Source organism: Rhizobium sp. CG5, assembly GCF_023701945.1.
GTDB lineage: Bacteria > Pseudomonadota > Alphaproteobacteria > Rhizobiales > Rhizobiaceae > Allorhizobium.
Genome location: NZ_JABAEF010000014.1, coordinates 1 through 23,233, shown reverse-complemented (window position 1 = coordinate 23,233; position 23,233 = coordinate 1). Strand labels below are relative to the sequence as shown.

20 protein-coding genes and 1 riboswitch are annotated in these 23,233 nt (G+C 59.6%); of the genes, 5 read left to right on the top strand and 15 right to left on the bottom strand.

Features of this window, described 5'->3' with window-relative positions; all coding sequences use genetic code 11:
* Positions 1–9 precede the first annotated feature (9 nt).
* The 7 genes from HGO38_RS20995 to epmA form a co-directional block, all read right to left on the bottom strand.
* Positions 10–2,496, bottom strand: a complete 2,487-nt coding sequence (locus HGO38_RS20995; protein WP_250957856.1) for a glycoside hydrolase family 2 protein — start codon at positions 2,494–2,496, stop codon at positions 10–12.
* Positions 2,497–2,569: 73 nt separating this feature from the next.
* Positions 2,570–3,538 carry a DUF1839 family protein gene (locus HGO38_RS20990; RefSeq protein ID WP_250958000.1) on the bottom strand — a complete coding sequence of 323 codons (969 nt, stop codon included), beginning with the start codon at positions 3,536–3,538 and terminating at the stop codon, positions 2,570–2,572.
* An 8-nt stretch (positions 3,539–3,546) separates the two neighbouring features.
* The gene (locus HGO38_RS20985) at positions 3,547–4,455 is read right to left on the bottom strand and encodes an amino acid--[acyl-carrier-protein] ligase (protein WP_250957855.1); all 909 of its coding nucleotides are present in this window, start codon (positions 4,453–4,455) and stop codon (positions 3,547–3,549) included.
* 5 nt (positions 4,456–4,460) lie between these two features.
* A complete protein-coding gene (locus tag HGO38_RS20980; RefSeq protein WP_250957854.1) occupies positions 4,461–5,642 on the bottom strand; it encodes an acyl-CoA dehydrogenase family protein in 1,182 nt (393 codons plus the stop codon).
* Positions 5,642–5,893 (bottom strand): acyl carrier protein, encoded by a 252-nt coding sequence (locus HGO38_RS20975; protein ID WP_250957853.1) that lies wholly within the window; start codon positions 5,891–5,893, stop codon positions 5,642–5,644. The genes HGO38_RS20980 and HGO38_RS20975 overlap by 1 nt, the downstream gene beginning before the upstream one ends.
* A 201-nt stretch (positions 5,894–6,094) precedes the next feature.
* Complete coding sequence (locus HGO38_RS20970) at positions 6,095–7,141, bottom strand: lysine-2,3-aminomutase-like protein (RefSeq protein ID WP_250957852.1); 1,047 nt, start codon at positions 7,139–7,141, stop codon at positions 6,095–6,097.
* Positions 7,138–8,202: an EF-P lysine aminoacylase EpmA gene (gene epmA, locus HGO38_RS20965; protein ID WP_250957851.1), complete on the bottom strand. Its 1,065-nt coding sequence runs from the start codon at positions 8,200–8,202 to the stop codon at positions 7,138–7,140. Before epmA ends, HGO38_RS20970 begins: the two co-directional genes overlap by 4 nt.
* Positions 8,203–8,349: 147 nt before the next feature.
* Between epmA and efp the strand changes: the two genes are divergently transcribed.
* The 3 genes from efp (at position 8,350) to HGO38_RS20950 (ending at position 9,624) form a co-directional block, all read left to right on the top strand.
* Positions 8,350–8,919 (top strand): elongation factor P, encoded by a 570-nt coding sequence (gene efp / locus HGO38_RS20960; protein ID WP_250957850.1) that lies wholly within the window; start codon positions 8,350–8,352, stop codon positions 8,917–8,919.
* A 130-nt stretch (positions 8,920–9,049) separates the two neighbouring features.
* Positions 9,050–9,265, top strand: coding sequence for a ribbon-helix-helix domain-containing protein (locus HGO38_RS20955; protein WP_250957849.1), 216 nt, complete (start codon positions 9,050–9,052; stop codon positions 9,263–9,265).
* A complete protein-coding gene (locus tag HGO38_RS20950; RefSeq protein WP_250957848.1) occupies positions 9,259–9,624 on the top strand; it encodes a type II toxin-antitoxin system VapC family toxin in 366 nt (121 codons plus the stop codon). The genes HGO38_RS20955 and HGO38_RS20950 overlap by 7 nt, the downstream gene beginning before the upstream one ends.
* A gap of 64 nt (positions 9,625–9,688) precedes the next feature.
* Here HGO38_RS20950 and HGO38_RS20945 read toward each other — a convergent pair whose 3' ends face one another.
* Positions 9,689–11,173, bottom strand: a complete 1,485-nt coding sequence (locus HGO38_RS20945; RefSeq protein ID WP_250957847.1) for an NAD-dependent succinate-semialdehyde dehydrogenase — start codon at positions 11,171–11,173, stop codon at positions 9,689–9,691.
* Positions 11,170–12,456, bottom strand: a complete 1,287-nt coding sequence (locus tag HGO38_RS20940) for a 4-aminobutyrate--2-oxoglutarate transaminase (protein ID WP_250957846.1) — start codon at positions 12,454–12,456, stop codon at positions 11,170–11,172. Before HGO38_RS20940 ends, HGO38_RS20945 begins: the two co-directional genes overlap by 4 nt.
* Before the next feature lie 160 nt (positions 12,457–12,616).
* On the opposite strand from HGO38_RS20940, the gene HGO38_RS20935 reads away from it, so the two are divergent.
* A complete protein-coding gene (locus tag HGO38_RS20935; RefSeq protein ID WP_250957999.1) occupies positions 12,617–13,447 on the top strand; it encodes a MerR family transcriptional regulator in 831 nt (276 codons plus the stop codon).
* A gap of 62 nt (positions 13,448–13,509) precedes the next feature.
* On the opposite strand, the gene HGO38_RS20930 is transcribed toward HGO38_RS20935, so the two are convergent.
* The 6 genes from HGO38_RS20930 to HGO38_RS20905 all read right to left on the bottom strand — a co-directional run bounded on the left by HGO38_RS20930 (position 13,510) and on the right by HGO38_RS20905 (position 22,073).
* The gene (locus HGO38_RS20930; RefSeq protein ID WP_250957845.1) at positions 13,510–14,910 is read right to left on the bottom strand and encodes an efflux transporter outer membrane subunit; all 1,401 of its coding nucleotides are present in this window, start codon (positions 14,908–14,910) and stop codon (positions 13,510–13,512) included.
* A gap of 135 nt (positions 14,911–15,045) precedes the next feature.
* Positions 15,046–18,159 (bottom strand): efflux RND transporter permease subunit, encoded by a 3,114-nt coding sequence (locus HGO38_RS20925; protein WP_250957844.1) that lies wholly within the window; start codon positions 18,157–18,159, stop codon positions 15,046–15,048.
* Positions 18,160–18,202: 43 nt separating this feature from the next.
* The gene (locus tag HGO38_RS20920) at positions 18,203–19,396 is read right to left on the bottom strand and encodes an efflux RND transporter periplasmic adaptor subunit (RefSeq protein WP_250957843.1); all 1,194 of its coding nucleotides are present in this window, start codon (positions 19,394–19,396) and stop codon (positions 18,203–18,205) included.
* A gap of 209 nt (positions 19,397–19,605) precedes the next feature.
* Entirely contained in the window at positions 19,606–20,259 is a 654-nt protein-coding gene (locus HGO38_RS20915; protein ID WP_250957842.1) for a TetR family transcriptional regulator, read from the bottom strand.
* Between the two features lie 38 nt (positions 20,260–20,297).
* Complete coding sequence (locus tag HGO38_RS20910) at positions 20,298–21,239, bottom strand: phosphoribosylaminoimidazolesuccinocarboxamide synthase (RefSeq protein WP_250957841.1); 942 nt, start codon at positions 21,237–21,239, stop codon at positions 20,298–20,300.
* Between the two features lie 180 nt (positions 21,240–21,419).
* Positions 21,420–22,073: an energy-coupling factor ABC transporter permease gene (locus HGO38_RS20905; protein ID WP_250957840.1), complete on the bottom strand. Its 654-nt coding sequence runs from the start codon at positions 22,071–22,073 to the stop codon at positions 21,420–21,422.
* A gap of 53 nt (positions 22,074–22,126) precedes the next feature.
* Positions 22,127–22,343: riboswitch (cobalamin riboswitch) on the bottom strand.
* Between the two features lie 288 nt (positions 22,344–22,631).
* Here HGO38_RS20905 and HGO38_RS20900 point away from each other — a divergent pair.
* On the top strand, positions 22,632–22,790 hold the full coding sequence (locus HGO38_RS20900) for a hypothetical protein (RefSeq protein ID WP_250957839.1): 159 nt from the start codon (positions 22,632–22,634) through the stop codon (positions 22,788–22,790).
* Positions 22,791–23,233: the final 443 nt, after the last annotated feature.

The following is a 23,233-nucleotide window of genomic DNA, read 5'->3' as shown; positions in this document are numbered from 1 at the left end:
ACGGAATTCTCAGAAGCGCACGGTGCGGCCTGAGCCGGCCGTTGTGATCTCGCCGGCCGGCTTCTGACCCGCTGCTGCACCATCGCGCGGCAGCAGGCGGATGCGGCGGGTCTGGGCCGGTGCCAGATGGAACCAGTCGTCTTCGGCACGGTAAGCCTCCAGATCGACATGCACCGATTGCACAAATCCGTCAGCGGTCAGGTCGATGCACCAAAGGCCATTGTCTTCAACGAGAGTCGCGGTGATCCCAACGTCGTGCATGGCAATGGCGCGGCCTTGCGGGAAGTGGAAGGCCTGCGAAACGATGTCCCCGGTCTCGCTTTCGACCAGTGTCGCAACGGTTACGTCATGGGATGGCGGGCCGAAGCGGAAGGCATAGGTGGTGTCGAAGAAGGCGCCGAAGAGGTCGGTGCAGGCAACGGTCAAGGCATCCCGAGGCGGCAGGGTCATTAGACGCTTTCCGGTCACGACCGGTGTTTTGCCATCCCGCAGGCAGGTCACCTCCAGCGTCAGGGTTTTCGCGATCGCGGTCTCGTTCAGGACATGCACATCCAGTCCATTGGTGCCTTCGTCGGTGACTATCACTTTGAGTGGCGCGAAGGCGCGGCGGGCGGCATACCAGACGGGTTTCGGCTCGCCGGTGGAATCGATCACGCCCCAGCCGGCGCCGGGCATCAGGTCCTGGAGCGTCCAGATCAGGGCGCCGTTGCAGGAGGAGGATGGACGGCGCCATTCAGCAAAGGTCTCCTCGATGACCTCGCCGGTGACGGCTCTGGAGAGATGCAGGTAGCGCGGCAGGTTTTCGCGGCGCAGCCGGGTCGGGTCGACATCGTAAAGCAGGGCCAGATAGTGATCGCGCACGTCCTCGAAATCCCAGGAGGCGCTGCGGTCGCGGGGCACGCGCGCCTTCCAGCGCGGGTCGTGAACGGGCGGCACGGCCAGATGGGCATCCAGCGTGCGCTGCTGCGGGATATTGGCAAAGGCCAGGCTCTCGGCGGCAAAGCGCACATCGGCGCGGCGTGCGTCGTCGAGCGGCCGACAATAGGCGCCGACGCCGTAGTAATGAGAGACGCCTTCGTTCGGCGAAAACGGCATGGCGCCGCCGCTCGGGCTGTTGACGACATAGGGCACGTCGGGTCGGGAGGCTGCCGTCAGGTCCTTCAGGACCTGTTCGCAGAAGGCACCTTTCCAGGTGCTCTCCGGCAGGCCGAGCATGGCGCCCTGCTGGTAGATCTCGCTGCCGCCACAGACGATCGCGAGCGACGGAGAGGTTTGGATGCCGGTCAGCAGCTGGTCCACTTCGCAGGCGACATGGGCCATGAATGCGTCGTCGGCTGCAGGATAGTCAAAATTGGCGAACATCAGGTCCTGCCAGACCAGAAGGCCGAGCTGGTCGCACAGGCGGAAGAAATCCGGCGTTTCATAGGCCATGGTGCCGCCGATGCGGATCAGGTTCATCCCGGCTTCCACGGCGCGCATCAGCCAGGGCGCATAGTCTTCACTGCGGCCCGGCAGACGGGTGATATCGGCCGATGTCCAGACGGCACCGCGGCAGAAGACGCGCTGGCCGTTGACGAGGATGGCGAAATCCTTGCCGTCGGTGCCGCGATCGATCCTGACCGTGCGGAAGCCGGTGAGGCCCAGCGAATGGGGTTCGCCGTCGATGGTCAGGCCGATATCGTAGAGCTTCGGCTCGCCATGGGTGCGCGGCCACCAGGGCTGGATACCGGGCAGGGAGAGTTCTGCGGTATAAGATCCGTCTGCCTGTCTGGTGAAGGCCGCTTCCTGTCCGGCACAGTGTAGCGTGATGGCGGTTGCAGATCGACCGTGTTCTCCGGCCAGACGCAGCGAAACGCTGAGAGTACCTGTGTCGTCTTCCGTGAGGTTGGAGCGGATCTGGACGTCCGACAGGCTGTGTTTGGCGGGCCGGATCAGGCTGATGGGACGCCACGGCCCGGCGGCGTGGATCTCCGGGCACCAGCCGGGCATGTAGCCGAGCGCCGTGGTGCGGATCAGGCGCAGGCCCTGATGGCTCATCATCTGCGGGCGCCAGCGGGCGCGCGGTCCGCGCCGGGCGAGATGGGGGCCAAGAGCCCGGAAGCAGATCGCCAGCTGATCTTCACCTGTCAGCGTGACGGGCAGGTCATGACTCTCGAACATGCTGTCGGAGGACAGGACCAAGACACCATTCAAGAAGACTTCGGCAATCGTTGCCAGGCCCGAAAATCGCAGAACCGCAGGTCCCGGCGCTTCGCCCTCCAGCGAGCGGAAATACCATGCATCCTTGCCATCGAGCGGCTGCGGGTTTTCGGGATCGAACAGGCCGGCCTTGCTGAGCGCTTCTGCGACGGTGCCCGGAACGGGGGCGGGCAGGCGGGCGGCGGGCCGGTGAATGGCGTCGGGGCTGGCAAAATGCCCGGCCTCGGAGATCAGGATGGTCCAACCGCCTTCGAGAGGCCGCTCATCGGCGCCGAGATAGATCAGGCGGTCGGCCATGTCGTAGGGCTCCGGGTTGTCTGGTGTTTCGTTTTCTCAGGGATAACCGGATTCCACGTTTCCCGGACAAACGCTAGTCGAGCTTTTCGCCGAGAGCGCCCATCAGCTCTTCCCACGCCTCTGCCGTCGGGTCGAGAACCGATTTCAGCGGTTCGAATTTCTTGCGCGTCACGGCGCGGGCCAGCTGGAACTGAACCGTCTTGGCCGTTTCCGAAATCTTCAATGCCTGCTCGATCGGCGTCTGGAATGCGCCCTCCGGCGACAGCCAGGCAAGGTGGCTGGCCAGCAGCTCAAAATTGGCGCCGAACTGGCGCAGCGTGTTGAAGGCATATTTGTGGAAATAGCCGAACGGCCGCTCGGCGATCGCCTCGACCTGGGCCGGGAAGACGCGGGCAAAATCGGCGATCGGGTTGATCGTCGGCCGGCGACCATAGTGGAGTTTCAATAGGTCGTGGGCCTTGGAGCGAAGCACCCTGTCCTCGACAGGCTTTTCGGGAAATTTTGCAAATTCGGTATAGGGCAGGAAGGGCAGGCTGTCGGCGGGGAGAGCCTTCTGGAACAGGCCGTCGAAATCCTCGCCGTCCAGATGAAAGAAACCGCCGTTGTGGAAATAATCCATGCTGCGGCCGGCCAGATCCAGCCGGTTGATGGCAACCGTGGTCTTGCCGTGATCCTGCCGGTAACCGACGCCGCGGGTGTCGGGCATGAAATAGCTGTCCATTTCGACCAGGCACAGCCGGCCGCGGCCGATCTGCTCGGTCACATGGGCTTCCACGGTGTCGAAGATCGCAAGCTCGGTGCAGCGGATGCCATAGAGCTTCTCGAGATCCTCCAGGGGCACCTTGAAAAAGGTGAACTGGTCACCTTCGAATTCCTGGGTCAGCGTGAAGCCGAGCATGGCCTCGGGTGCAACGCCGAGGCTTGCCAGAACCTCGATCCACAGGTCGACATAGCAATTGGTTTCCGGCCACATGCGCTCGCTGGAATGCAGCGGGTGCGGCTGATAGGTGGCCGGATCGAGGTTCGCGAATACGGATGTCATGCCAGCGATCAGCCCCAGAGCGCCTTGCGCACCGTGTCCGGCCATTGCTTGACGTCCAGGCCATGATGATGGAACAGCGCGAGAGCGATGCGCTCCAGACCGAAGCCGACGCAGGCCGTGTGGGCGACCGCACCATCCTCGAGGTTCAGGCCCCATTTGGTGCCGAAGGCATCCTGATGGTAGTTGAAGCTCATGCAGGCGGTGGGCTTGGATACCGAGGTGATCGGGATCAGCAGCTCGAATTTCAGGTTCTGGTCGCGTTGGTTGTTGGCGAGCATCTTGCCGGCGCGGCCGAAGAACGGGTCGTTGGCGACGTCGATTTCCACCGGCAGGTCGAGGCCGGCCATCATCTTCACGCCGCGATCCATCCAGGTCTGGCGGAAATCGGTGACATGCTGCTCCGTGCCCATGCACACATATTCGCGCATGCGGAACAGCTGCTGGCGGGCCGGATCGGTCGACGGTTCATGGCGGAAGCAGTAGGACTGCAGGTCGTAGAGGCCGCCCTTTGCCGGCAGGTTGCCGCGCTTGGCAATCGTCGGATAGAGCGGATAGCAGGCGGCCGGCGTCAGCACGATATTGGTGGCCTTCTGCTCGCCGGTCCAGTCGGTGCCGTCATCCATGCTTTTCAGCAGGCTGACATGGTCCAGTTCGCAGCCGCAGAAGCTGTGCACGGTGCCGGCCAGCTGCGGAAAGCTCTTCATGTAACCGCTCTTTTCGAAATAGGCGCGGTTCATGCCGGGCGGAAAGCGGATGGCCTCGGCGCCATCGGCGCCGCCGAACGTGTCGATATAGCGCTCGAAAGCGGCAATGACGTCTTCGAACTGGCCGCTGCGGCCGTAAAGGCCTTCCACGCCGGTGTCGATCAGAAGCCCGGCATCGAACAGCCGGTCGAGAAGAGATGTCTGTGCGTCCATCGGTTTTACCCCAACAAGCTGGTGTCCAGTTTATGTACCAAGAGCATGTTCGATGTGTTTCCAAGGATGCGATCGTTGGAAATCATCAGCTGCGCGGAATGGGCATCCCGCAGGTGGCGGCCAAGGCTGTACGGCGTGCCGTTCTTGTAGCCCATGATGCCGCAGATCAGCATGGCATGGTTGATGATCGTCAGGATCATCTCGGACGAGGCGATCTTGACATTGTTCATCGCCACCGAGAAACCGAAGGACGACAGCCGATCGGCATCGTGCTTGGCCTCTTCATAGGTCTTCAGGCCGGCAATCACATTCGAGCGGACAAGCTGCAGCAGGCTGGACACTTCCGCCAGGCGCAGTGCTCCCGGCGGCTGCGTTCCCGGCGACTTGCGGGCCGCCGCGCGGACAAAGGCCTGGGCGCGGGCGACGGCATCGACGGCGATGCCGTACCAGACGCCGCTCCACAGCAGGTGGGACGCGGCCAGCATGGACTGTGCGGCAATCTCTGCAAAGGGTTTCGGCAGGATCTGCACGGCCGGCGCCTCGCCCTTGAACAGGAAGCCATCGGAGCGCGTGCCGCGCATGCCAAGCGTATCCCAGTCATGGGTCTTTTGCAGGCTGTACTGGCCTTTCAGGAAAACGGTCATCACCTGATCGGACGGTGCGGCATCCTTGTGGGCGCGCGAGGTGATCAGGATGGCGTCGGCCTGCTCGCCATAGGAAATGACGGTGGCGTCCTTTTCCAGCCGGCAGGTGTCGCCATCGACTTCGATGGCGCAGATGCTGTTGCGCAGATTGCCGCCGATGCCGCCTTCGGTGGTGGCGGAGCCGAGCAGCAGTTGCTGTGATGCGATGCGCTGCATAAATGCGCTGTGCCAGGCGTCATCGGCTCCATGCTCGACAAGGCTCGAACATTTGATGTGATGCATGGCGAAGATCATGGCGCTGGAGGCGCAGGCCTGGCCGAGCGTGGTGCAGATCTCGGCGATTTGGCTGAACGTGGCGCCTTCGCCGCCGAGTTGGATTGGAACCTGAATGCCCAGCAGGCGCTCGGCCTTCATGGCGTCGAGGGCTTCCTGGGGGAAGCGGCCACCGGTGTCGACGCGATCGGCATATTCGGCAGCAATAGCGGCAACGCGGGCCGCGCGGACTTTGAAATCCGGGGAAGGACGCTTGATCGAGACGTTCATCAGGCGACCTTTCTTTCCTCCAGGATGAGCGACACGGTGCGCTCGATGGCGTCGATGCTGACGAAGGATTTGCGGTTCAGCAAATGGTCGGGAAATTCGATGTCGAAAGCTTCTTCGATGCCCAGCATCAGTTGAACCGAAGCGAAAGACGACAGTCCGATGGCATAGAGATCAGCATCATGGGCGATCTCGGTCGCCGCGACAGGCAGGCCACCCAGTTTCGTGAGCAAGTTGCGGATTTTCTCATTCATCTGAAATTTCCTTCCCGTTTTAGACTGTGCTTATTATTTGCAACCTTCTACTAGGCAAAGCATAAGATTCCGCTAAACGCGTTAGTTAAATTAGGATGACCGTGTCCGGAAATCGATCAACAGTGCGCCACTTGATGTTCAAACGTCAAGAATGCGGGTAAATTTTCTAATGAAGGCCTATTTTGGCGCTTAGATGCCCGCTCAACCGTCGGTATAGCAATGTTTGGCACCACGATAGTCTTCGACGAGATAATCGCCATCTGCTTGTGCCGAGATCGTCTCCGCGCCGACCGGTGTTTTGCCATGGCCGCCGGGAATGTCGAGCACATAGGTTGGCTGGCAGAGGCCTGAGAGCGTGCCGCGCAGGGCGCTGACTAGGGCCTGTCCCTGCGCGATCGAAACCCGGAAGTGGCCTGTCCCCGGAGCCTTGTCCGGGTGATGCAGGTAATAAGGTTTGATCCGCCATTCGACGAAGGTGCGCATGAGCTCGGCGAGGACCGCCGCATCGTCGTTGATGCCCTTGAGCAGCACGGTCTGGCTGACCATGACAATGCCGCTGTCGATCAGCCTGGCGCAGGCGGATCTCCCGTCAGACGTCATCTCGCGCGGGTGATTGGCGTGCAGCGCGACATAGGTGGTCTTGCCGCTGGAGCGGATGGCGTCGACCAGCGCCTGGTCGACATGTCCGGGATCGACGACCGGCACGCGGGTGTGAAAGCGGACGATCCGGACATGGGGAATGCCTGCCAGGCCCTGCATGATGGTGGCCAGCCGGCGCGGCGACAGCACCAGCGGGTCGCCGCCGGTCAGGATCACTTCCCAGATTTCGGCATGGCTCCGGATATAGTCGAGGGCGCGCTCAAGAGCTTCCGTCGACAGCATGCCGTCGCCCTTCGGGCCGACCATCTCGCGGCGAAAGCAGAAGCGGCAATAGACCGGACAGATGTGCACGGCCTTGAGCAGCACGCGGTCGGGGTAGCGGTGGACGATGCCTTCGACCGGGCTATGGACGTGATCGCCGATCGGGTCGGCGTTTTCGTCCGGCGTGTGCACGAGTTCGTTTTCCGTTGGCACAAATTGTGCGGCGATCGGATCGTGTGCGTCTTTACGGTCGATCAGATCGACCAGCGTCGGCGTCAGGGCCACCGCATAGCGCGAACCCACATCGTGAAGGCCGTCGGCCTTGGCCGCCTCGATGAGGCCGGCGGTCAGCAGGTCGTCGACGCTGGTGAGGCTTCTGCGTGTCATGCGGTCGTATCCGCGACAGGGGCCCAGATGACCTGCTCGATACGCTGGGCGCCGGTGGCCAGCATCACCAGCCGGTCGAAGCCGAGCGCTATGCCGCTTGCCTCAGGCATGATGGCAAGGGCTGCGAGAAAGTCCTCGTCGAGCGGATAGGTTTCGCCATAGACCCGCTGCTTTTCCACCATTTCGGCCTGAAAGCGGCGACGTTGCTCGGTGGCGTCCGTCAGTTCGCCGAAGGCATTGGCCAGCTCCACGCCGCAGGCGTACAGCTCGAAGCGTTCGGCGACGCGCGGATCGTGTGCTGAGGGCCGGGCAAGGGCTGCCTCGCAGACAGGGTATTCGTCGAGAATGGTTGGCCGGCCGAAGCCGAGATTGGGCTCGACCTTTTCGACGATGACGCGGCTGAAGAGATCGGCCCAGGTGTCGTCTTCGGCGTGACGGATGCCGGCTTGCAGCAATTCGGCCGCCAGATGGTCGCGGTCGGTAGCGCCGCTGGCCTCTACGGAGGACAGCAGGTCGATGCCGGCATAGCGCTTGAAGGCGTCTGCGACGCTTATTCGCTGCGGCTCCTGGAAGGGATCGGTGCTGCGGCCGCGATAGGTCAGCAGGCCGGCCTTGACCACATCGGCGGCCAGCGCCAGGATCTCGGCGGCATCCGCCATCAGCGCCTCATAACTCTCGCCGGCCCGGTACCATTCGAGCATGGTGAATTCCGGGTGATGCAGCGGGCCGCGTTCGCGGTTGCGATAGACATGGGCGAAGCAGGCGATACGCTGCTCTCCGGCGGCCAGCAGTTTCTTGCAGGCGAATTCCGGGGAGGTGTGCAGATAAAGCGGCGTGCCCTGTCCATCGGGGCCGATGGCTTCCGTCGCAAAGGCGTGCAGATGGGCCTCGTTGCCGGGCGAGACCTGCAGGGTGGCGGTATCGACCTCGATGAAGGCCTGTTCGGCGAAGAAACCGCGCAACCGTGCCTGGATCGCATTTCGACCGAGCAGAAACGGACGCCGGTCGGCATGGACGCCGGGCGTCCACCAGGGCGAGGCGGATGGACGGTTGTCATTCATTCCGGTTTCTCGGTCCTTATCGCAACACGGGCTGGCTATTTCGCCGATTTTGGGTTAGGTGCGCCCAGGAAAAAAGATATTGAAGACGTCGGTAAGGACGACAGGCCGTCCTTTACGATGGGTCTTGCGCAGATACAAGGAATTCCAATGGTCAAGGTCATCGCCTCTTCGGTTCGCAAAGGCAACGTGCTCGATGTGGACGGCAAGCTTTACGTCGTTCTCACCGCTGCCAACTTCCATCCCGGCAAGGGAACGCCCGTCACCCAGGTCGACATGCGCCGCATCGTCGACGGCGTGAAGGTTTCGGAACGCTGGCGCACGACCGAACAGGTCGAGCGGGCTTTCGTCGAAGACAAGACCTACCAGTTCCTTTACGAGGACGGCGAAGGTTTCCACTTCATGAACCCGGAAAACTACGATCAGGTGGCGGTCGACGTCGAGACCGTGGGCGACGCCAAGCCTTATCTGCAGGAAGGCATGTCGGTCATCCTGTCGATCTACGAAGGCATGGCGCTGGCGCTGCAGCTGCCGCGCCAGATGACCTTCGAGATCGTCGAGACCGAACCGGTCGTTAAGGGCCAGACGGCGTCGTCCTCCTACAAGCCGGCGATCCTCAACAACGGCGTGCGCACCATGGTGCCGCCGCATGTCAATGCCGGCACCCGCGTCGTCATCCTGACAGAAGACAATTCCTACGTCGAACGCGCCAAGGATTGATCCCTGCCGTTTTCAAGACTTCGAAGCCTCCGCAGGGTGAACCGTTGCGGAGGCTTTTTGCTATTGAGCGGCAGATTGAAAACAGGCCTATTCTGATATATATTGACGATATCAAATATCGGGGGAAGCGATGCGTACACTGGTAGATATCGGCGATGCCGAGGTGAAGGCACTCGATCAGATCGCAAGCGAACAAAAGGTCTCGCGAGCTGCATTGATCAGACAGGCGATCGATGGGTTTCTGAAGGTCCAGGCCAGAAAGACCGAAGGCGATGCGTTCGGCCTCTGGGGTGATCATGCGATCGATGGGCTCGCGTATCAGGAAGACTTGCGGCGCGAATGGTGAAGGCGCTTTTCGACACTAATATCCTGATCGACTATCTGAACGGCGTGGAACTCGCGCAGGATGAGCTGAAGCGCTATTCGCAAAAGGCAATCAGCATCATCACTGCAATGGAAGTTCTGATCGGCGCCAGACCGGATGTCGAAGCGGGAACGCGGGCATTCCTTGCCGGCTTCCAGATCATCCCGCTTGACGATGTCGTTGCCGAACGCGCTGTTGCTATCCGCAAGAGCGAGCGTATCAAGCTGCCGGATGCAATCATCTGGGCAAGCGCTGATGTGCATTCGATGTTGATCGTGACGCGCAACAGCAAGGATTTTCCAGCTAATATGCCGGGTGTGCGGATCCCCTATCTGCTTTGATCAGATTGATGCCAGAGCCTAGACCCCGGACGGGATCCGTCCGGGGCAGTCTCTTGACCTCTTCTTACTCGATGCCGCCGAGGCAGAGATACTTTATCTCGGTATAGTCGTCGGTGCCGTATTTTGAGCCTTCGCGGCCAAGGCCGGACTGCTTGATGCCGCCGAAGGGCGCCACTTCCGTGGAGATCAGGCCGGTATTGATGCCGACCATGCCATATTCCAGGGCTTCGGCGACCCGGAAGATCTTGGCGATATCTTTTGAGAAGAAATAGGAGGCGAGGCCGAACTCGGTATTGTTGGCGAGTTCGACGACTTCCTCTTCCGTTTCGAACTTGAAGAGCGGCGCCACCGGACCGAAAGTTTCCTCGACGGCGACCCGCATGTCGCTGGTAACGCCGGTCAGGATGGTCGGCTCGAAGAACAGGCCGCCGAGATCGGAGGTTTCGCCGCCGGCGGCAATCTTTGCACCCTTGGAGACGGCGTCTGCAACGTGTTCGCGGACTTTCTTCAGGGCATTTGTGTCGATCAACGGACCGGTGGTGACGCCTTCTGTGAAGCCGTCGCCGACCTTCATCTTGGCGACGCGCTCGGCGAGCTTCGCAGCGAAAGCCTCGTAGACGCCGGATTGCACATAGAGGCGGTTGGCGCAGACGCAGGTCTGGCCGGCATTACGGTATTTCGAGACCATGGCGCCTTCGACGGCGGCATCGAGATCGGCGTCGTCAAAGACGATGAACGGGGCATTGCCGCCCAGCTCCAGGCCGAGCTTCATGATCTGGTCGGCGCCCTGGCGCATCAGGATGCGGCCGACATTGGTGGAGCCGGTAAAGGTCAGCTTGCGGACCTTGTCGTTCTCGCACATTTCCTTGCCGACCATGGCCGCATCGGTGGCGGTGAGCACGGAAAAGATCCCGGCGGGCAGGCCGGCACGCTCGCACAGAATGGCCAGGGCCAGGGCCGACAGCGGCGTCTGGGCGGCGGGCTTCGAGACCATGGCGCAACCGACCGCAATGGCCGGCGCCATCTTGCGGGCCAGCATGGCATTGGGGAAGTTCCACGGCGTGATCGCGCCGACGACGCCGATCGGCTGCTTGATGATGATGATCCGCTTGTCGGCCTGATGACCGGGGATCGTGTCGCCGTAGACGCGCTTGGCCTCTTCGCCGAACCATTCGACATAGGAGGCGCCATAGAGGATTTCGCCGCGGGCTTCCGGCCAGGGCTTGCCCATTTCCATGGTCAGGATGGTGGCGAGATCGTCGGCATTGGCGACCATCAGGTCATAGAGCTTGCGCAGGATGCCGGCACGCTCCTTGCCGGTCTTCTTCGCCCAGGCCTTCTGCGCCTTATAGGCGGCATCGATGGCGCGGGTCACTTCGGCCTGTCCGAGATCGGGCAGGGTGGCGATGACCTCGCCATTGGCCGGATTGGTGACGTCGAAGGTCTTGCCGCTGTCGCTGGCCGATAGCCAGTCGGCACCGACCAGCGACTTGTCGGTCGCCAGCGACGGGTCTTTCAGCTTGGATGTCAGTGTGGCCGAAATGCTCATTTCTTTGCGTCCTCCGCACATTCGCGAATGGAAGCCTCAATGATGTCGAGTGCTTCGTTGAAAATATCATCCTGCACCGTGATGGGGGCGAGGAAGCGGATCACGTTTGAATAGATGCCGCATGTCAGCAGAATGAGGCCCTTTTCGAGCGCCTTCAGGCGCACGGCATTGGTGAAATCGGCACTCGGCTTGATCGAGCCCGGTACGGCGAATTCGACGGCATTCATGAAGCCCGGACCGCGAATATCGGAAATCTGCGGGATATCGGCGCGCAGCGCCTCGAGACGCTGCTTCAGGCGGCCACCCAGCTGGTTGGCGCGGTCGCAGAGCTTTTCTTCCTCGATGACGTCGAGTACGGCATGGGCTGCGGCAATGGCAAGCGGATTGCCGGCATAGGTGCCGCCCAGGCCGCCGGGGCCGGGGGCATCCATCAGTTCGGCGCGACCGGTGACGGCCGAGAGTGGGAAGCCGCCGGCCAGGCTCTTGGCCATGGTGACGAGATCAGGCGCCACGTCATAATGCTGCATGGCAAACATCTTGCCGGTGCGGGCAAAGCCGGTCTGCACTTCGTCGGCAATCAGCAGGATGCCATGATCGTCGCAGATCTGGCGCAGGCCCTTCATCAGGGCGCGCGGTACTTCGTAGAAGCCGCCTTCGCCCTGCACCGGCTCGATGATGATGGCGGCAACGCGCTTGGGGTCGACATCGGCCTTGAACAGCTTGTCGAGCACGTCGAGCGAGGTTTCAACGTCAATGCCGTGCATCTCGATCGGGAACGGCACGTGGAAGACGTCGCCCATCATCTGGCCGAAGCCGACCTTGTAGGGCACGACCTTGCCGGTTAGCGCCATGCCCATGAAAGTGCGGCCGTGGAAGCCGCCGGTAAAGGCGATGACGGCAGAGCGGCCGGTGGCGGCACGGGCGATCTTGACGGCGTTTTCGACGGCTTCGGCGCCGGTCGTCGCAAAGATCGTCTTCTTGGTGCCTTCCACCGGCACCATGGCGTTCAACCGCTCGGCCAGCGCCACGTAGTTCTCATAGGGCACGACCTGGTGGCAGGTGTGGGTAAAGCGGTCGAGCTGCTTCTTGACGGCTTCGATCACCTTGGGGTGGCGGTGACCGGTATTGAGAACCGCGATGCCGCCGGCGAAATCGATATAGCGGTTGCCCTCGACATCCCAGATCTCGGCATTTTCGGCCCGATCGGCGTAGATCTGCGTGGTCATGCCGACGCCGCGCGAGATGGCGTCGTTCTTGCGTATTGCGATCTCGGAGTTCTTCATTTCAAAAAAATCCTCTGGTGAGCGGTTTACCTTCGGCGTCGGTTTCTCGGTGCGATCGCAAGGCTGCGATATTTCCTACATTTTTTCTGTAGACTTGCAATATGGTTTATCGCAATCATCACGGATGACGACACCATCGCGCAGACAGGGTTCGGTCCTCATGGATATCATCCGTTTCAAGATCGCCGAAGCGGCCCGCATGGCGGGCGTTTCCCCTTCGACGCTTAGACTATGGGAAACGCAGGGCTTGATCCAGCCGATCCGCACCCCATCCGGGCAGCGGCTCTATGATCGCACCCTTGTCGAAAGGTTGAAGACCATTGCCTGGCTTCGCCAAGAAAAGGGTCTCAATCCGGCCGCGATCCGGGAAAGCCTGCCCGCGGAAATTGCCGCAGACCAGAAAGGCAGGGTCCCGGCGCCCAGCGAGGAGATGCGGGACACGACAGAAATTCCGGTCGGTCTGAAAGTGCGGCGGCTGCGGCGGGATGCGGGCAGGACACTGGAATCCGTCGCTCAGTCCACCGGCGTCTCAATGTCCCAGCTTTCGACCTTCGAGCGCACGTCGCAGGGGCTCTCGTTTACCGCCCTGCATGCCGTGGCGCGCGCTCTCGGCACAACCATCGCATCACTGAGCGGACAGGAGCGCGGCGAGGGCAGGGAGTCGCTGATCAGGGGCGGAAGTTGGCCGAGTTGGCCGCCGACGTCATCGGGCGTGGCGGTGCAGGTGCTGGCGGAAGGGCGCAACCAGATGGAATGCAATCGTTTCCAACTGGCACCGGGAGCCTCGAGCGAAGGCGCCTACCAGCACGAGGGCGAAGAGTTCCTGCACGTGCTGGCCGGCCGCCTTGAGATTGTTCTGGACGGTGACATGTTTTTCGAACTGCATGCCGGCGACAGCTTTTACTTCGAAAGCCGCAGGCCGCATGCGTGGAAGAACAGTTCGGACGCTGAGACCGTGCTCATCTGGATCAACACGCCGGCGACATTCTGACACGCGATCGAATGAAAACGCCCGGCAGCCCCAATGGCTGCCGGGCGTTGCGATACATGGAGTTACTTAGCGACCTTTGCCGGAAAGGCATAACCGCCGCCGATTGCCACGTTGAGGGTGACGTAATCGGTTGCCATCTGTCGGATGGATGATGCAAGGCTCGCCTGAGCGGTTGTCAAAGAACGCTGCGCGTCAAGAACATCGAGCAGAGACGATGCGCCGTCCTTATAGGATGCTGTGGAGAGCACCAAAGCTTCCTTGTAGGAGCTCACATAGGTGCTGTTGGCGGCAACGGAACGGGCGTCGCGGTTATAAGCTGCGAGCGCGCTCTCCACGTCTTCAACTGCCTGCAGTACCGTTTGCTTCCAGGCCAGGTATTTTTCGCGGGCAATGGACTCTTTGCTCTTCACATTGGCACGTAACGTTCCGCCATCAAAGATTGGCAGGCTAAGGGAAGGTCCAAAGGACCAGGAGGTGGCTGTTCCACTAGCATTGCTGGAACGCACATAAGATGGCGAAATGGACCCACCCAGGGTGATGGATGGCAACAGCTGTGCCTCGGCATTGCCAATATCATACACGGCGGCAGCCAGAGCACGTTCGGCACTGCGAATATCCGGGCGGTTGCGAATCAGATCGGCCGGTATGCCGGAAAGAACCTTGCCGCGCGGAACGGGTTGACCAGTGTTCTTGTTCATATCATTGATCAACGTGGCGGCCGGAAGCCCAAGAAGCGTCGAAATTTGGTAGGCGTAGCTGTAGTAGCTTGCTTCATAGCTAGGAATGTCGGCCAAGGTCGAATTTACCAGACCCTCTGCCTGAACCACATCGAGGCGGGAGGCCGCGCCTGCCTCGAGCTGGAGCTTGGTGAGCGACAATGTCTCGCGACGGGATTTGACGGCCTCATTGGAAATGGCAAGCTGAGCCTGATAGTAACGTGCGTTAATGTATGCCGTTGTCAGATCAGACAAATACGTCAAACGGGATGTATCGACGCTGGAATAGGCTTCATCCAAGGAAGCCAGGGCGCTCTGCTTGGCGCGGCGATATTGGCCCCAGATGTCAATCAGCCAGGACACGGAAAGTCCACCACTTGACGTCCAGGTCTTAGGGCTGGAGGTATAGCTGCCATTTGTCTGGTCGCCCTCGAAGCTTGCCGTCCCGGTGAGGCTTGGCAGCCCGCCGGCTCCAGAGGAAACGACGGTGGCCCGGGCCTGCTCGATACGCTCCATCGCCTGCAGGATATCGAGGTTCTGGGACAGCCCCTGTTCAACGAGGCCGTTCAGCCGCTTGTCGTTGAAAGCTGTCCACCAGGCGGCCATGGAAACGTCGCCGGACGATTCCTTGCCGCCTTCGGCATATTTCATCGGCAGGTCGGTCGTGGGCGGAGTGTGTTCCGGTCCGCTGACGCAGCCGGACAGTATAAGCATTGCGAGGGGTGCGGCTACACGAATGGATAGCATCATTTTATCCTAGGATACACGCGATGAACTGGTGCATCTGCGGGGGCGTCATGCCGTCCCCAAATGCCCGTACTCGGTATGTTAACAAGGGAATCAACACCCTCACGATTTATTAACCTATCAAGGGCGAATTCTTCATGACAGCCCTTCTTTCGGTTTTGCACGGTTTGAAATGCGACGAATGATGACGAAGAACGACGGTACGAAGAAGATGCCAAGGGCCGTTGCTGCCAACATGCCGCCGAGCACACCAATACCGATGGCATTCTGCGCGGCGGAGCCGGCACCGGTGGCGATGGCCAGCGGCACGACACCCAGAATGAAGGCCAGCGATGTCATGATGATCGGTCGCAGACGCAACCTTGCAGCTTCCATCGCCGCTTCCACCAAAGACAGGCCCTGTTCCTGCCGTTCCTTGGCAAACTCGACGATCAGAATGGCGTTTTTGGCCGCCAGACCGATTGTCGTCAGCAATCCCACCTTGAAGTAGACGTCATTGTCCTGCCCCATGAAATGGGCTGCCGCCACGGCGCCAAGCACACCGACAGGAACAGCCAAGATGACCGAAAACGGAATCGACCAGCTTTCATAAAGCGCCGCCAGGCAAAGGAAGACGATCAGCAGCGACAAGGCGTAGAGAAGCGGAGCCTGTGAACCGGACAGCCTTTCCTGATATGAAAGGCCCGTCCATGCTGTCGTGTAACCGTTGCCCATCTGAGCGACCAGCCGCTCGACTTCGTTCATGGCATCACCGGAACTGACGCCGGCCGCCGCCGAGCCTTCCATGGAAAATGCCGAGGTCGCATTATAGGTCGAGATGGAAGGAAGGCCATTGACCCATTTGGTCTCGGTGAAGGAGGAGAAAGGCACCATCTCATCGCTCGAATTGCGGGCATTCCAGTATTTCAGGTCCTCCGCCTGCATGCGATAAGGCGCGTCGGCCTGGACGTAGACCTTCTTGATCTTGTTGTTGAGGGTGAAGTCATTGACGCTGGTGCCGGCAAAAATGGTCGTCAGCATAGAGTTTACATCGGAAATCGTCACACCCATGGCGCTCAGCTTTTCCTGATCCAGCAGGATCTTGAGCTGACTTTCCTGGTCCCGGTCATTGCTGCGCATGGACGTGATGAGCTTGCCGCTATTGGCCTCCTGGGCCAGAAGCTTCGACGCATTGACCAACGCTTCCGAACCGTGGTTGCCGCTATCGACAAGATACATCGAAAAGCCGCTCGAATTGCCCATACCCTGAATTGCCGGCGGCAGCAGCGGGAATACCTGGGCTTCGCGGATCGTGAAGAAATACCCCATAGCCCGTCCAACAATGGCGCTCGCGGCGAGCTTCGGATCCGTACGCTCGTCGAAATCATGCAATTTCGCAAACACCAAAGCGTTGTTCTGGCCGGATCCGTTGAAGCTGAAGCCATTGACCGCGAACACGCTTTCAATGCCCTCCTTCTCCTTGTCGATGTAATAGTCCTCGACTTTCTTGATCACCTCAGCCGTTTGCGCAGATGTCGCGCCGTTCGGCAGCTGAATGATCGTCATCAACACGCCCTGATCTTCCTGTGGCAGGAAGGAGGATGGCAATCTGGTGAAAAACCAGGCGCATCCACCGATCACGATGGCGAACATCAGCAACAGCCGCAACGGCCGTCCGAGAAGATAGCCGACCGTGTTGACATAACCATTGGTGGTCTTATCGAAATTGCGATTGAACCATGCGCTCAGGCCCTTGCCTTTTTTGTGATGATCAATCGGCTTGAGCATCGTGGCGCACAGGGCTGGGGTCAAGACGAGAGCCACCACTGCCGAGAGCAACATGGCGGATATGATCGTCACGGAAAACTGGCGATAGATGATGCCGGTGGAACCGCCGAAAAATGCCATGGGCACGAAAACCGCCGTCAGCACGAGGGCAATGCCCACGATCGCGCCAGTGATTTCACCCATGGATTTTTCCGTGGCCTCCAGAGGCGAAAGTCCCTCTTCCGACATGATACGTTCGACGTTTTCCACCACCACGATCGCATCATCGACGAGCAGGCCGATGGCCAGAACCATGGCGAACATCGTCAGCGTATTGATGGAATAGCCGGTGAGTGCCAAAATTCCGAAGGTTCCGAGCAGAACAACCGGAACAGCAATCATCGGAATGAAGGTTGCCCTGAGATTTTGCAGGAAAATGAGCAGAACAAAGAAGACCAGCACGATCGCTTCGATCAGCGTATGAACCACTTTTTCAATCGACAGGGAGACGAAAGGCGTCGTGTCATAGGGATAGATGATTTTGACATTTTGCGGCAGGGAAGGCGCAATCTCCGCCAGTTTTGCCTTCACAAGCTCCGCCGTATCCAGCGCATTGGCACCGGTTGCCAGGTTCACGGCAAAGCCTGAGGCCGGGTTGCGGTCGGATCTCGATGAGGACGTGTAGCTTTCCTGCCCGATTTCAACCCTTGCCACATCAGACAGTCGCACATTGGCACCACTGGTGTCGACCTTGAGGATAATTCTTTCAAATTCCGGAACGGTTGTCAGCTGGCTTTGCGCCGTCATGGTGACGTTAAGTTGCTGGCCTTCTAGCGATGGCAGACCACCCACCGAGCCCACCGACACCTGCGTATTCTGAGCCTCGATGGCGGATGTCACATCAGCGGGCGTCAGCTGGAATTTCTTGAGCTTGAACGGATCAAGCCAGATCCGCATGGCGAAGGCCGAGCCGAATGAGTTGATGCTGCCGACGCCCTCCAGTCGCTTGACCTGATCTTCGATCAGGGTGGAGAAAATATCGCCCAGGTCGGCCGAGGATTTCGTCCCGTCACTGGAGACCAGGGCGCCGACAAGAAGAATGCTGGACGTTGATTTCGTGACTTCAATGCCCAGATTTTGCACAATGGACGGAAGTTGTGAGGTGACGAGTTGAAGCTTGTTTTGAACCTGAACCTGGGCGATGTCGGGATCAACGGTGTTGTCGAAGGTCAGCGTGATTGTCGACTGGGCAGTCGTGGACGAGGACGTCATATATGTCAGGCTATCAAGGCCGGTCATCCCGTCCTCAATGATCTGCGTGACGGTCTTCTTCACCGTTTCGGCGCTTGCACCGGTATAGCTTGCGCTGATTTTCACCGTTGGCGGTGCAATTTCCGGGTATTGCGAGATGGACAATGTGTTGATGGCAAATGCGCCGCCGAGCATGATCACGATCGCGATCACCCAGGCGAAAATTGGCCGCCGTATGAAAAACTTGGACATTCTCTAATTCCTGATCACGATGTTGCCGGAGATGTCTTTGACATCATGATTTCGGGGCTGCAGCATTTGCCGGGTCGGCAGGTTTTACGATGACAAAGCCTTTGGCATCCACTTCCGACGGGATAGGATTGACGATGGCGTTGTCCGAAATCCATTGAAAACCATCCACGATCAGATGGTCACCATCCTTTATGCCCTCATTGACCAGCCAGTTGTTGCCCGAGAGTTTGCTTGTCCGGAATGTGCGGGTCTCAACCTTGTTTTCGGCATTGACGAATTTCGCCGTCAGATCGCCATTCGCATTGCGCCCTGCGGCACGCTGCGGAATGAGATAGCCCTTTTCCTGGCCGACCGTGATGGTGGCGCGCACATACATTCCCGGCAGGATCAAATTGTTCGGATTATCGAATAATGTTCGGATGGAGATTGTTCCGGTTGTCGTGCTGACAGCCATTTCGGACATATCCAGTTTACCCACCTGCGGATATTCCGTTCCGTCTTCCAGTGTCAGACGGATGTCGGTGGTGTCCGCTCCGCTGTTTCCAGCGGCGATAGCCGCCTTCATACGCTGCAGATTGATGCTGGATTCGTTCAGTTCGATGTAAATCGGATCAATCTTGCGCAGCGTCATCAACGAATCTGTCTGGCTCGCCGTCACCACATTGCCAATCGAGTAATTGGTTGCCGATGTCACGCCATCAAACGGCGCCTTGACTTCGGTCAGGTCGAGACTGATCTGCGACGTTTGCAGGGCAGCACGCGATTCCGAAACGGATGCCTTTGCCTGAAGCAAGGTTGTCTGCGCGTCTTCATAGTCTTTCTGTGAGGCGCCGCTATTGGCAAGCCGCTCATATCGCTGAAGATTGGCCTCTGCGGCAGGAACACTGGCCTGATTTTTCTCAAGGGCCGCCTTGGCCTCCGCGACCTCGGCGACATAAGTGTCGTCCTCAATTTTATAGAGCAAATCGCCGGCTTTGACGAAATTTCCTTCCTTGAAGGCAATCTCTTTGATGATGCCGCCGACCCGAGGGCGAATATCCGCTGACTGGAAGGCGGTGGCGCGGCCCGACAGCACGGTGGTCAGCGGCTGCACACCGACCGTCATAACCACGACACTGACGGGAGACGGTGGCCTTGCCGCCGCCGCGGGTGCGGTCTTTTCGGACTCATCGCTGCAGCCTGCTAGAGCGGCAACAACCAACAGGGCGAATGCGGGCGGCAACAGACGACGATACATGGGCAGCTTTCCAAAACGAAGTGACAGGCGAGGGTTCATCACCGATGACAATAAGAGGCGAAGTCCGAAAAATTAACAGCAATTAATGTCTTGACCGACCGGTAACGCAAGCCTCCTTGCGACTGATTTCGACAAATTCGCGCGGCTATCAACGCATATTTCGGAATATGCTAAAAGAACCTAATACAAGTGACGTAAGTCAATTATCGTCACCTGACAAGAGGATTTTGCAGTGCGGCATTTATCAAGTCGACCACTTCTCGGCAACGTGTTGCCAATATGTCAGGCTTTTCATTCGCGATCATGACAGGGTGCAGCACGCAGGACAGCGCCATGGCCGCAGTGTGGGCAGAGCGGAGGCTATCCTCGACATGATAGATACCCTGCCGCATGCCATCTTCGATAATCGATGCGATGTCGGCCGCCACCATGGCCCTGTAGTGCAGACCGCATTCAAGCTCCTGTCTTGTCGTCAGCAGGATCATTTCGAAAACGTGTGGATTGTCCTTGAGATCGCGCAGATGGCTTTCCATCAACTGTTCCACCATGCACAGGAGCCGCTCAGGCGGGGCCTTGCCGGGATCCGGCCGGGCCAGTCGATGGGCCAGGCTTTCTATATGCCGCGACGAGATGGCATCGATCAGGCTGGTCTTGGTATGGAAATGCTTGAAGACATTGGCGGGCGACATGCCAAGTGCAGCGGCGATGTCGGCGATTGCCACGCTGGAATAGCCGCGCGCTCGAAACAGGCTTTCGGCGATGTTGAGAATATCCTCGCGGGTTTCCTCAGCCTTGCGCCGCGGACGACGCACGCTGCCGCCATCCGATGGGCTCGGGGCTTTTTCGCCGCAACCGATTGCCATTGTCTTGGACGCTATCGCCAAAGTTGGTCCTGCCTCTTTTAGAAATATGCAGCGAGATTGTTGCGTATCCGGTCTCGCGGCGTCGCCGCACTGTCATCCGGCACGAATATCGCCCCGGTAATCGCTTCATAGGCCTTAATATAGACCCGCGAGGTCTCTTCGACCAGTTCGACCGGGATTTCCGGGATTTCGTCTTTATAAGGGTCGCAGCGCTCGGCCACCCAGGACCGAACGAAATCCTTGTCGAAGCTGGCCGGCCGCTGGCCCTTTTCGAAGCTGTCGGGATAGCTTTCGGCGATCCAGTAGCGGCTGCTGTCGGGCGTGTGGATCTCGTCGGCCAGAATGATGGTGCCATTCTCGTCCGTGCCGAATTCATATTTCGTATCGACCAGGATCAGGCCACGCTTGGCGGCCATCTCCTGGCCACGGGCAAAGAGCGCCAGCGCGTAGCGCGACAGCGTCTGCCACTGCTCCGCCGTCAGCAGACCCTTTGAGACGATTTCATCAGGCGTCAGCGGTTCGTCATGGCCACCGTCAAACTCCTTGCTGGTCGGTGTGATGATCGGCTCGGGCAGGATCTGGTTGTCGCCCATGCCGTCCGGCAGGGTGATGCCATACATGGATCGCTCGCCTGCCTTGTAGAGTGTCAGGATCGAGGTGCCGGTGGTACCGGCCAGATAGCCGCGCACGACGATTTCGACGGGAAGGATGTCGAGCCGCTTGCCGATCACGACATTCGGATCGGGATAGTCGAGCACATGATTGGGGCAGATGTCCTTGGTTGCCTCGAACCAGTAGCGGGCGGTCTGGGTCAGAACCTGCCCTTTATACGGAATGCAAGTGAGGATCCGGTCGAAGGCGCTCAGCCTGTCGGTGGAAATGATGATGCGCCGGCCATCCGGCAGATCGTAATTCTCGCGAACCTTGCCGCGATAATAGGCCGGAAGCTCTTCGAAATGGGCTTCTGAAAGAATACGCAATGGTTCCACCCTTCTTCTAGCAACGGATCCCGCGCCTCAAGCGCATGCGGACCGGACGTGATCTTTCTCTGGCTATGTCAAGCTTTGCCGATGGGGGCAAGCATAAGAGCCACAAAAAAGGCGCACGACCCGACAGCCGTGCGCCCCTGACTTCTCAGCCTTGACTCTATAGTGCCTGTCTCACGCAAAGGTCAGGCGGTTGACCTCCGTCATGCGGGACACCAGGCCGTTGGCGCGCAGGCCCTTGATGACCGTGACCGCGCCGAAGGTGATCAGCGCCTCGACCAGGAAGACCGGGAAATAGGCGGCCACCCAGGTTGCCCAGTCCGTCATGGCAACGGCATCGTTGGAAATCATCAGCCAGAAGCCGACCATGGCCGAGACGCCGGCGTAATAGACGGCATCGATGCGCAGAACCTTCGACAGGGTGAAACGATCGTTGAGCCGGGCATCGAAAAGACGGCGGCCGAACGAATAATGGACGGCGATCATCGGGATCATCAAGGACAGGGCATTGACGCCGAGATGCGGAATGTCGGCCGGCTCGAACAGGAAGGCCTGCAGCACCAGGCCGAGTGCAAAGCCGAGCATGGCCGGCGCGAACCCGAACAGCATATAGACTGTCGTGGCGCCGATCAGATGCAGTTCCGATGGTCCCACCGGGAAATGCCAGGCCTGCATCAGCACCGTGAAGATCACCGCGGCCAGCGCTGTCTTCGGTATGATAAGAGGATTGCGGATGATCGCCGGCACCTGCGACGCAACAAGGCTCAGTGCTGCGGCATTGGCCAGCGCCAGGCGCACGGGATCGATAATTCCGATTTCGATATGCATGTTTTTCCTTTCGACCGCGCCCACCGCGCGGATTTCAGTGAAGCGCCACGGGTCTCGTGGCCGATGCGATGGCAGGTCTCCTGGCTTGCGGGTCAGTGCTCGGTCCGCCTTATCAGCCGCAACGGGGCCAATGGCTTGTTGGACGTCGCTCTCCGCTCACAGTTGCGGGGGCAGCCACGGTTTCGGTCCCTGATGGGTAGTCCTCACCGTATTCCCTTTTCATCCGCCCTCTCTTTTGTATCGGGCGAAACCATTGCAGTATTCTGGACGCCTGTCCGGCGTTTCGCAGTGCCGGGAACGACATGGTCGTGCGCAGCGAGACGAACGGAAAAGCCCTTCCTTGTTAGGGCAAGCCCCGGATTCATTCAAATGGAAATTGGTCGAAGGCGCGGGAGCCAATTTGCCGCATTGATGGTTGTCAAGCGGGCCGGTAGTGCTTTGACAAATGCCAATCGGAAAGGGCCCGAAGATCACAGGCGGGCCAGGAAAGGGTGTCGTTCAATGCTGGCAAGAGCCATTTATCATGTCCCAGTCTTCGGGTGGATGCTGAAGGAAGCGATGACCGGGTCGGTGACGGCCAAGATCCTGTTCATCATCAATTGCCTGCTGTTGTGGATCCTTGCCATCCTGTTCTTCGGCTATCCCGCCATCATCCTGCCGGCGCTGACGGCCGTGCCGATCATGTTCGTCGTCTTGATCCTCATCACCAAAGGCTGACGGCGACCGTGCGGTGCGTTGACCGCAGGCGGATGCCGGCACTCCGTATTGAAAGACGCCTGATCGCGCTCTCTATAGAAAGCGATCAGGCAGAAATTTGAGCGAACCAGGGGCAGCGGAAGACGTTGGCCAACCTTTTTGTCGTCGGGGCAGGCCGCTCACCTGCACAAGAGCGGCCATGCCGCTACCGCTCCGCGCATTGGTGATGCGTTGTGCACTCGCTGCGTGCTTCAGAAAAGTTCCCAAAATCCAACCTACCGTTTTTCTCTAGCTTTATCAGTGCGTTAGAAAAAACGACAGTTTTTTGACGGCGGGGTGTTGACTTAGTCGGGTTGTGGGATCTATAAACCGCTCACTGAACGAGGGCGGCGGCGCTGCTGGCGACGGTGACTTTCGTTCTAAAGAAATCCGACAGAGCTTGGCCAGATTGGCTGGTTTTGGGT

Bases quoted from the DNA above. Each gene is read 5' to 3' on its own strand.
- HGO38_RS20935 (WP_250957999.1), top strand. From the start codon at position 12,617: ATGGATATCATCCGTTTCAAGATCGCCGAAGCGGCCCGCATGGCGGGC.
- HGO38_RS20925 (WP_250957844.1), bottom strand. From the start codon at position 18,159: ATGTCCAAGTTTTTCATACGGCGGCCAATTTTCGCCTGGGTGATCGCG.
- HGO38_RS20955 (WP_250957849.1), top strand. From the start codon at position 9,050: ATGCGTACACTGGTAGATATCGGCGATGCCGAGGTGAAGGCACTCGAT.
- HGO38_RS20980 (WP_250957854.1), bottom strand. From the start codon at position 5,642: ATGAACGTCTCGATCAAGCGTCCTTCCCCGGATTTCAAAGTCCGCGCG.
- epmA (WP_250957851.1), bottom strand. From the start codon at position 8,202: ATGAATGACAACCGTCCATCCGCCTCGCCCTGGTGGACGCCCGGCGTC.
- efp (WP_250957850.1), top strand. From the start codon at position 8,350: ATGGTCAAGGTCATCGCCTCTTCGGTTCGCAAAGGCAACGTGCTCGAT.
- HGO38_RS20940 (WP_250957846.1), bottom strand. From the start codon at position 12,456: ATGAAGAACTCCGAGATCGCAATACGCAAGAACGACGCCATCTCGCGC.
- HGO38_RS20970 (WP_250957852.1), bottom strand. From the start codon at position 7,141: ATGACACGCAGAAGCCTCACCAGCGTCGACGACCTGCTGACCGCCGGC.
- HGO38_RS20920 (WP_250957843.1), bottom strand. From the start codon at position 19,396: ATGTATCGTCGTCTGTTGCCGCCCGCATTCGCCCTGTTGGTTGTTGCC.
- HGO38_RS20945 (WP_250957847.1), bottom strand. From the start codon at position 11,173: ATGAGCATTTCGGCCACACTGACATCCAAGCTGAAAGACCCGTCGCTG.
- HGO38_RS20995 (WP_250957856.1), bottom strand. From the start codon at position 2,496: ATGGCCGACCGCCTGATCTATCTCGGCGCCGATGAGCGGCCTCTCGAA.
- HGO38_RS20990 (WP_250958000.1), bottom strand. From the start codon at position 3,538: ATGACATCCGTATTCGCGAACCTCGATCCGGCCACCTATCAGCCGCAC.
- HGO38_RS20915 (WP_250957842.1), bottom strand. From the start codon at position 20,259: ATGGCAATCGGTTGCGGCGAAAAAGCCCCGAGCCCATCGGATGGCGGC.
- HGO38_RS20900 (WP_250957839.1), top strand. From the start codon at position 22,632: ATGACCGGGTCGGTGACGGCCAAGATCCTGTTCATCATCAATTGCCTG.
- HGO38_RS20905 (WP_250957840.1), bottom strand. From the start codon at position 22,073: ATGCATATCGAAATCGGAATTATCGATCCCGTGCGCCTGGCGCTGGCC.
- HGO38_RS20930 (WP_250957845.1), bottom strand. From the start codon at position 14,910: ATGCTATCCATTCGTGTAGCCGCACCCCTCGCAATGCTTATACTGTCC.
- HGO38_RS20975 (WP_250957853.1), bottom strand. From the start codon at position 5,893: ATGAATGAGAAAATCCGCAACTTGCTCACGAAACTGGGTGGCCTGCCT.
- HGO38_RS20985 (WP_250957855.1), bottom strand. From the start codon at position 4,455: ATGGACGCACAGACATCTCTTCTCGACCGGCTGTTCGATGCCGGGCTT.
- HGO38_RS20950 (WP_250957848.1), top strand. From the start codon at position 9,259: ATGGTGAAGGCGCTTTTCGACACTAATATCCTGATCGACTATCTGAAC.